Source organism: Candidatus Nanopelagicales bacterium, assembly GCA_018003655.1.
Classification (GTDB): domain Bacteria; phylum Actinomycetota; class Actinomycetes; order S36-B12; family UBA10799; genus JAGNDY01.
This window is the reverse complement of the sequence record JAGNDY010000074.1, coordinates 1-8,576: the sequence shown is the minus strand read 5'-3', so window position 1 is coordinate 8,576 and position 8,576 is coordinate 1. Positions and strand designations below refer to the sequence as shown.

Sequence of the window (8,576 nt, the reverse complement as noted above, 5' to 3'; positions counted from 1 at the left end):
GGCCACTCCTGTGCCAGTTTGGGCGGCGGAACCGTGGAGTGCTAGGGAACTCCCGTCCGATCAAACGTGCGTGATCGCTTGACGGCCTGGTCGCCGACGGATTGGTGGAGCCGTTGGCAGGCGAGCATCCGTGCCGCGCGAATCGTGGTGGCCTTACTAGCCTCGTTGCTCCAACCATCCTTCAAAGTCAGGTCCACCTGTTGGGCCCTCGGGCAGCGTCAGGGCGCCAGCACGCAGCGCTCGACCGGTCTTCCCCGGTATGGGCAACGGCACGATCCTCGGGCCGCCCGGAGTTGAGGCAGCCAGCTGTCGGGCAGCGTCAACCAGTGACATCTGCTTCGGTCCCGCGATCTGCGTTCGTGCCACCGGGTCAGGATCTTGGGCAACATCGAGCAGGACTCGCGCCACTTCGCTGGTTGCCACAGGCTGGATCGCAATGTCGGGTACCAGAGCAAAGGGGCCGATCCGGGTTTGCTCGATGATCTGTCCGGCGAAGTCGTGGAACTGGGTCGAGCGTACGACTGCGGCTGGCACGGGGCCGAGCGTTGCCAACCGTTCCTGGGCCAACTTCGCTCGGTAGTAGGGCATCGGTATCTGGTCAATGCCGACGATCGACAACACCACATGTCGATCGACTCCGGCGGCGGCTTCTGCTAAGGACAGGTTGCGAGCCCCTTGCTCGAAGTATGCCGCGAGCTTCTTCTTGCTGATGAACTCCGGCAAGTTCCCGCAATCAATGACGACCTCGACGCCGGTGAGCGCGGCCAGCAGCCCGTCACCGCTGGCAACGTCCACGCGCCGGAATTCCGCGCCGTCCGGTAGTCGTGGTGCAGCATGCGCCCGCGTCAGCACCCGAACGTCATGGCCCCTGGACAATGCTTCCCGAACGACCGACTTCCCGGCCGTTCCCGTTCCGCCGACAACCCCGATCAACACAGTCGGGACCCCACTGGCGAACTCCGGCGCCTGGGACGAAGGTGTCGCTCAGCCCGTAACGGCCAGGGTGGCCTTGCGCCATTGGGTGGCACCGAAGATCACCCCGAGTACGCCCACTCCGATTGCCCAACTGAGCAAGGTGACCGTTGATGCGTGCTGGGTGGGCGCGCCGTTCCCGATTGTCTCGATCGTCGCGGACGCGATCACCACTGCGACTCCACCGAGGCTGACCATCAACGTGAGCAAGACGCCAGCAGCGGTGCCTGCTTCAGCCGGCTTGACGACACTCTGGATCGCGATGTTGCCGAATTGGAATCCAAGCCCCAGTAAGAAGGAGGCGATGCCCATCAGCACTAAATAAACGACCATTTGGTCGGAAAACGCGAGCGCAAATAGCGCTAGCGCTCCGCCGACGAGGGACACGGTCATGACTCGTTGGGTTGGGTAGCGCACAGCGAGTCTGCCGGAAACTGGGCCGCCAACCGACAAACCAATCGCGGCCGGCACGAACATCAACCCGGCAACAAGTCCTGAGTAGCCGCGGACCTGTTGCAGATACAACGTGGCAACAAAGATGACCACCACGATGCCCATGTTCGCAATCGTCGCCGCGTAGACCAGGGCGCTGAAGGCCTTGTTGCGCCACATAACCGGCGGGATGAGTGCCCACTTGGCCCGTCGCTCCCACAGCACAAATCCGACCACCGCGATGATCCCCACAACGGCCGGAATGATGGCCTTGGGTCCCAGGCCAGTCCCGGATGCATCATCGATCCCCAGCGACAACCCGCCAATTCCGAGGGCAAGCAATACGACGCCGAGCCAGTCGAGATTGATCAACTTGTGCCCCGCGAGTGCCGGGTCGGTGGACTCCTTGAGTTGGAAGTGACCCCAGATCACCCCGCCCAACGCGATGGGAACGTTGATCAAGAACACCCAACGCCAACCAACTGTCGATGACAGCCCGCCACCCAGAATCGGGCCCGCCGCAGTTCCGATTCCCGCCAGCCCCGTGAGGAATCCCAGGATTCGGGGCCGTTCGATCGCATTGGTGGCGTTGGTGACCAACGACATCGCGACCGGGAAGTAGAGACCCGCGCCAACACCCTGCACGACCCGTGCCGCGATGACCGAGCCAACAGTGGGCGACAACCCGACCCACAGCGATGCGAGGCCGAAAATGGTAAGCCCGATCAACAGCATCCGCTTGCGCCCGAGGAGATCCGCCAGCCGACTGCCGGGAACCATCACGATGCCGATAGCGATCATGTAGGCGCTGACTGTCCACTGAAGATCCGCAGTGGTTGATCCGAGCTCCTTGGCCATGCTCGGCAGCGCCAGAGCGAGCGCGAAGTAGTCGAGTTGGACACACACCAACGCCACCGCGACGGAGCCGAACCGCCGGATGATCTCCGACGGACCGACGCGAGTCGCCGCGGCCACGCTCATGTGCCGCTAGTCCGCCTCGGCCGCCTCGGCCGCTTCGACAGCCAGCGACTCGGGGACAGCGGACTTCGCCGTGCCGGTGAAGGTAAACGCCAAGTCCTCGCCAGTGCCCTCGACATCGACGACGACAATCTCGCCAGCCTTCAGGTCTCCGAACAGAATCCGCTCGCTGAGCGCATCTTCGATGTCGCGTTGGATGGTCCGGCGCAGCGGACGCGCACCAAGCATCGGGTCGTAGCCACGCGAGGCAAGGGCTTCCTTTGCCGCCGTCGTGAGTTCGAGGCCCATGTCCTTGTCGCGCAGCCGATCATCGAGATTGGCCAGCATCAGGTCGACGATCTGGATGATCTCTTCCTTGGTGAGCTGGTGGAACACGATGATGTCATCGACACGGTTGAGGAACTCAGGCCGGAAGTGCACCTTGAGCTCGTCATTGACCTTGGCCTTCATCCGCTCATAGTTGGACTTTGTGTCGCTAGCATTCTGGAAGCCCATTCCCATGGACTTCGAGATATCGCGGGTTCCAAGGTTGGTGGTCATGATGATCACCGTGTTCTTGAAGTCGACAACCCGGCCTTGCGAGTCAGTCAGGCGACCGTCTTCCAGAATCTGCAACAGCGAGTTGAAGATGTCCGGGTGGGCCTTCTCGACCTCATCGAAGAGCACCACCGAGAACGGCTTGCGGCGAACCTTCTCGGTCAGCTGGCCGCCCTCTTCGTAACCGACGTATCCGGGAGGTGAACCGAACAGACGCGAGACGGTGTGCTTCTCGCTGTATTCGCTCATGTCCAAGCTGATGAGCGAGTCCTCATCACCGAATAGGAACTCTGCGAGGGTCTTGCTCAGCTCGGTCTTTCCGACGCCGGACGGACCGGCGAAGATGAACGATCCACCTGGCCGCTTGGGGTCCTTCAGACCCGCACGCGTACGGCGAATCGCCTGGGAAAGCGCCTTGATGGCCTGTTCCTGACCGATGACCCGTTTGTGGAGTTCGGTCTCCATCCGCAGCAGGCGCTGGCTCTCCTCTTCCGTCAACTTGAAGACCGGAATGCCGGTAGCGACCGCGAGTACCTCGGCGATGATCTCCTCATCCACCTCGGCCACGACGTCGAGATCGCCAGCCTTCCACTCCTTCTCGCGCTCGGCCTTGTCGCCGATGAGGTTCTTCTCCTTGTCGCGCAGGTTTGCGGCCTTCTCGAAGTCCTGGGAGTCGATCGCCGACTCCTTCTCGCGACGGACAGCAGCGATGCGCTCATCGAACTCGCGCAAATCCGGCGGAGCGGTCATGCGGCGAATCCGCAGCCGAGCACCAGCCTCATCGATCAAGTCGATTGCCTTGTCCGGCAGGTAGCGGTCGTTGATGTACCGGTCAGCGAACGTTGCCGCGCTGACCAGGGCGGCGTCGGTGATGGTGACGCGGTGGTGGTTCTCGTACCGGTCGCGCAGACCCTTGAGGATTTCGATGGTGTGCGCGAGGGTCGGCTCGCTGACCTGAATCGGCTGGAAACGACGCTCAAGCGCGGCGTCCTTCTCCACATATTTGCGGTACTCATCCAGAGTGGTGGCCCCGATGGTCTGCAACTCGCCGCGGGCAAGCATCGGCTTGAGGATGCTCGCGGCGTCAATCGCTCCCTCCGCAGCACCAGCGCCGACCAACGTATGCATCTCGTCAATGAACACGATGATGTCGCCACGGGTGCGGATCTCTTTCAGGACCTTCTTCAACCGCTCTTCGAAGTCACCGCGATACCGGGAACCGGCAACGAGGGCTCCGAGGTCGAGGGTGTAGATCTGCTTGTCCTTGAGCGTCTCTGGAACCTCGCCAGCGACGATCATCTGCGCGAGACCCTCGACGACGGCGGTCTTGCCGACGCCGGGCTCGCCGATGAGGACAGGGTTGTTCTTCGTCCGTCGGCTGAGCACCTGCATCACGCGCTCAATTTCCTTCTCGCGCCCGATAACGGGGTCGAGTTTGGATTCACGCGCGGCCTGGGTCAGGTTCTGGCCGAATTGGTCAAGGACCAGGGAGGTGGACGGGGTGCCTTCCTGCGGACCGCCGGAACTGGCTGGCTCTTTGCCCTGGTAACCGGACAGCAACTGAATGACCTGCTGGCGAACCCGGTTGAGGTCCGCGCCGAGCTTGACGAGGACCTGGGCGGCGACACCTTCGCCCTCGCGGATCAAGCCAAGCAGGATGTGCTCAGTGCCGATGTAGTTGTGGCCGAGTTGCAGCGCCTCCCGCAAGGAAAGCTCGAGGACCTTCTTGGCGCGCGGCGTGAACGGGATGTGCCCGCTGGGCGCCTGCTGCCCTTGGCCGATGATCTCCTCGACCTGGTGACGGACGGCCTCGAGCGAGATGTTGAGGCTCTCAAGGGACTTGGCGGCGACGCCCTCGCCCTCATGGATCAGTCCGAGCAGGATGTGCTCAGTGCCGATGTAGTTGTGGTTGAGCATCCGGGCCTCTTCTTGGGCCAAGACAACCACCCGACGCGCACGGTCGGTAAATCTCTCGAACATCGCACTGGCTCCTTTTGAGTCGAGGTGCTTGAACCCTACCTGGCGGCGGCAAGGCTTCACCCTGTTCTACACGCAACGACCCGGTTCGGGTACATGTTCCCGGTACCGGGACGCTTCGCCGTTGGTGAACATGGCGCCTAAGTGCCCGATCTCGTCACTCCCCGTGAGGATTTGGGTGCGTTGAGGGCCTATGCGAGGTAGCGTTTTGACTATGCGGCGACCACTGACAAGCCAAGCTCGGCTCACCCCAGCCACGCAAACCCCCTCAATCGCCATGGGTCAGCGACTGCGAGTTGGCCTGGTTGCGACTTCCTGCGCGACTCTGGTGCTCGCCCCAGTCATGGCCCCCAGCGCCCAAGCGGCCAGCAGCGGAGTCAGTTCCGTGTCAGCCCCGACTTCCAACTGCCGCACTCAAGTTCCCGGTCTCAAGGCCTCGTTCACCCGCCAAATCAAAGCGAACAGTTCGCAGGTCGTGGTGGTCCGCGGCAATTCCAAACGCGCTTGGCACAACCGGGTGCAGTACTGGCAGAAGTCGAACGGCTGCTGGAACAAAGTGCGCGGCGTCGCCGGCCGCAACGGCATCACCGGGTGGAACCGCAAACCCACCGACGGTTCCGGCCTGAGCCCAATCGGGGTCTACACGCTGACAGACGCTGGCGGACGGCTTCGTAACCCCGGCACTCGGTTGCCGTACCACTACGGGCCGCAGGCCTACGACCGCGGCGGTTACCGAATGAACAACAAGCGCGTGCAGGTCTTCGACTACCTGGTGGCAATCAACTTCAACCGCTTTCCTGGCTCAAAACCACACGACCTGCGTCGGCCGGACCCCACGATCAAGGACGGCGGTATCTGGTTCCACGTCCGCGGCTCCGGGCCAACGCGTGGCTGCGTCTCGGTCAAGCGCTCACAGATGAAGTGGACTCTGCGGTGGCTACGGCCAGCAGCACATCCGACGATCGTGATGGGACCCAAACAGACCCTCAGCGGGTGACGGCTGGGTGGTGTGGTGGACCCAATGGGGACAAGATGGGTTCATGGCCAATCACCCACGTGCGGGAACACCTGCGCTCACCGAAGACCTCACCGACGTCGCACGGCTGATCACCGCGTATTACACGCTTGAGCCGGACGTCAGCATCCCCGAACAGCAGGTCGCGTTTGGCACTTCTGGCCACCGCGGGTCCGCGTTCAATCGCGCCTTCAACGACGGCCACATCGCCGCCACAACGCAGGCAATCGTTGAGTACCGCAAGAGCAAGGGCATTACCGGACCCCTCTTCATGGGAATGGACACCCACGCGCTCAGCGAGCCCGCCTACGCCACCGCGCTGGAGGTGCTGGCGGCAAACGAGGTCGACACGTGGCTGGATCCGCACGACTCCTTCACTCCGACGCCAGCGGTCAGCCACGCGATCCTGACGTACAACAACTCCGGGCAGCCGGGCCAGGCCGACGGCATCGTCGTGACGCCTTCGCACAACCCGCCCATGGATGGTGGTTTCAAATACAACCCGCCCGACGGCGGTCCAGCCGGAACCGACATCACCAAGTGGATCCAGGATCGCGCCAACCAGATCCTCGCCGAGGGCCTCAAGGACGTGAAGCGGATTGGATACGAACGCGCCCGCAAGGCTGAGACGACCCGCAATTACGACTTCCTGGACACCTACGTCAACGATTTGGGCAATGTGGTCAACCTCGACGCCGTCCGTGACGCCGGAGTTCGTATCGGCGCCGATCCCCTCGGGGGAGCCAGCGTCAATTACTGGGGTGCCATCGCCGATCGGTACAACCTCGACCTGACAGTGGTCAATCCGAACGTTGATCGACAATTCGGGTTCATGACGTTGGACTGGGACGGCAAGATCCGGATGGACTGCTCAAGTCCAAACGCGATGGCGTCGCTGATCGCGCGCAAGGACGAGTTCCAGATCGCCACTGGCAACGATGCCGACTCCGACCGACACGGCATCGTCACCCCGGATGCCGGACTGATGAACCCCAACCATTTCCTGTCGGTCGCGATTCAGTATCTGTTCGCCAACCGCCCCGGCTGGCCCGACGGCTGCGCGATCGGCAAGACCCTGGTGAGCTCATCCATGATCGATCGAGTGGCCGAGTCACTTGGACGGACCCTGATCGAGGTGCCGGTCGGGTTCAAGTGGTTCGTTCCCGGCCTGGTGGACGGTTCCGTCGGTTTTGGCGGCGAGGAATCTGCCGGTGCCAGCTTCCTGCGTCTCAACGGCAAGGTCTGGACGACGGACAAGGACGGTCTGATCCTCGACCTGCTCGCCTCGGAGATCCAGGCCGTCACCGGGCAATCGCCGAGTCAGCACTACGCCGCCCTGACCGAGGAGTTTGGGGACCCGGCGTATGCCCGAGTGGATGCCCCAGCGACGCGCGAGCAGAAGGCGGTGTTGGCCGATCTGTCCCCCGAACAGGTCACCGCGACCGAGTTGGCCGGGGAGCCCATCACCGCCAAGCTCACCCGAGCACCAGGCAACGACGCTCCCATCGGCGGGCTGAAGGTCACCACCGAGTCCGGCTGGTTCGCGGCTCGACCGTCAGGCACCGAAGACGTCTTCAAGATCTACGCAGAGTCCTTCAAGGGTGCCGAGCATCTGGCCCAGATTCAGGTCGAGGCACGCGAGGTCGTGTCCGACGCCCTCGGCGGGTAATCGCCTTAGCTGGGAACGCCAACTGCCCGCACGTTTTCCGCGCGGGCAGTTGGCGTGTTGCGGGAGCTATCCCCGGGCGAAGAACGCCTTGGTGCGCGCGCCTGAGTAGAGCATCAGCAGCACGATGATCGCGATCAGCGCGTTGGCTGATTGCGCGATGCGGGTGTTGGTCGAGCCGGACATGATGAGCACGACGATCGCGGCCGCAATGTGAAGGACACAGAAGAGGGCAATGACGCCACGGGCAAGCCGGGAACCGCCGAACAAGCCGAACGACAGCATGAGCGTGATAGCGCCAACGATGATGAGGCCAATGCCGAAGTAGGTGAGGTTGCTCTTGCTCGTACCGGAGTCGGCCACAAACTGGGCGTCGGTTCGGTTGAGCAGGATGATCAGGCCGATAGCGATGTCGAAGGCCGCCAGCAGGAGCGCGAGGATGGCAAGCAACGTGACGTTCCACGGACGCTTGGCTTTGACCGGCACTTGGGCAGGCTGCTGGTAGCCAGCGACAGGCTGTTGGTACTGCGGCGCTGGTTGCTGGTATTGCGGCTGCTGATACTGCGGCTGTTGGTATTGCGGTGGCTGCGCCGGTGGCTGGTACTGCGGCTGGCCCTGGGCAGGATCCTGTGGTTGTCCGCCGACGGGCGGTTGCGGAGTGCTCATGCGCCGTATTGTCGCGGTGCGTGCGCCGGTTGTCGACCTTTGCGCCAGCGAGTCGGGCCCAGTCGGGCCCAGTCGGCGCCCCGCTGCCGCTGCAGGATTCGCCACCTAGTTGGGTTTGGCGTGCCAGATTCGGTCCAGGTAGTCCTGTACCGAACGATCCGAGGAGAAGTAGCCGGCCCTTGCGACATTCAGAATCGCTTGCCGATTCCATTCGTCTGGGTCCCGGTACACGGCATCCACCTGCGCTTGCGCATCGATGTACGCCCGGTAGTCCGCGAGGACCAAGAACGGGTCATCGTCCAACAGGTGCCCGAGGACGGCGTTGGCGGCGGA

The 8,576-nt window shown here is 63.0% G+C and carries 7 protein-coding genes; 2 read left to right on the top strand and 5 right to left on the bottom strand.

Annotation, left to right across the window (positions count from 1 at the left end):
• Positions 1-156: 156 nt before the first annotated feature.
• The 3 genes from KAZ48_09290 to KAZ48_09280 are packed head-to-tail and all read right to left on the bottom strand — an operon-like array spanning position 157 to position 4,899.
• Complete coding sequence (locus KAZ48_09290) at positions 157-936, bottom strand: NAD(P)H-binding protein (GenBank protein ID MBP7972983.1); 780 nt, start codon at positions 934-936, stop codon at positions 157-159.
• A 48-nt stretch (positions 937-984) separates the two neighbouring features.
• Positions 985-2,385, bottom strand: a complete 1,401-nt coding sequence (locus KAZ48_09285) for an MFS transporter (GenBank protein MBP7972982.1) — start codon at positions 2,383-2,385, stop codon at positions 985-987.
• Positions 2,386-2,391: 6 nt separating this feature from the next.
• Positions 2,392-4,899, bottom strand: a complete 2,508-nt coding sequence (locus KAZ48_09280; protein ID MBP7972981.1) for an ATP-dependent Clp protease ATP-binding subunit — start codon at positions 4,897-4,899, stop codon at positions 2,392-2,394.
• A gap of 211 nt (positions 4,900-5,110) precedes the next feature.
• Between KAZ48_09280 and KAZ48_09275 the strand changes: the two genes are divergently transcribed.
• Both KAZ48_09275 and pgm read left to right on the top strand, forming a co-directional pair.
• Positions 5,111-5,893 (top strand): hypothetical protein, encoded by a 783-nt coding sequence (locus KAZ48_09275; protein ID MBP7972980.1) that lies wholly within the window; start codon positions 5,111-5,113, stop codon positions 5,891-5,893.
• Between the two features lie 43 nt (positions 5,894-5,936).
• A complete protein-coding gene (gene pgm / locus KAZ48_09270; GenBank protein ID MBP7972979.1) occupies positions 5,937-7,580 on the top strand; it encodes a phosphoglucomutase (alpha-D-glucose-1,6-bisphosphate-dependent) in 1,644 nt (547 codons plus the stop codon).
• A 66-nt stretch (positions 7,581-7,646) separates the two neighbouring features.
• Here the strand turns inward: pgm and KAZ48_09265 are convergent, their stop codons facing one another.
• Both KAZ48_09265 and KAZ48_09260 read right to left on the bottom strand, forming a co-directional pair.
• The gene (locus KAZ48_09265) at positions 7,647-8,243 is read right to left on the bottom strand and encodes a hypothetical protein (protein MBP7972978.1); all 597 of its coding nucleotides are present in this window, start codon (positions 8,241-8,243) and stop codon (positions 7,647-7,649) included.
• 105 nt (positions 8,244-8,348) lie between these two features.
• Positions 8,349-8,576: glycogen/starch/alpha-glucan phosphorylase (locus tag KAZ48_09260; GenBank protein MBP7972977.1), on the bottom strand; the 228-nt coding region annotated here is incomplete at its 5' end.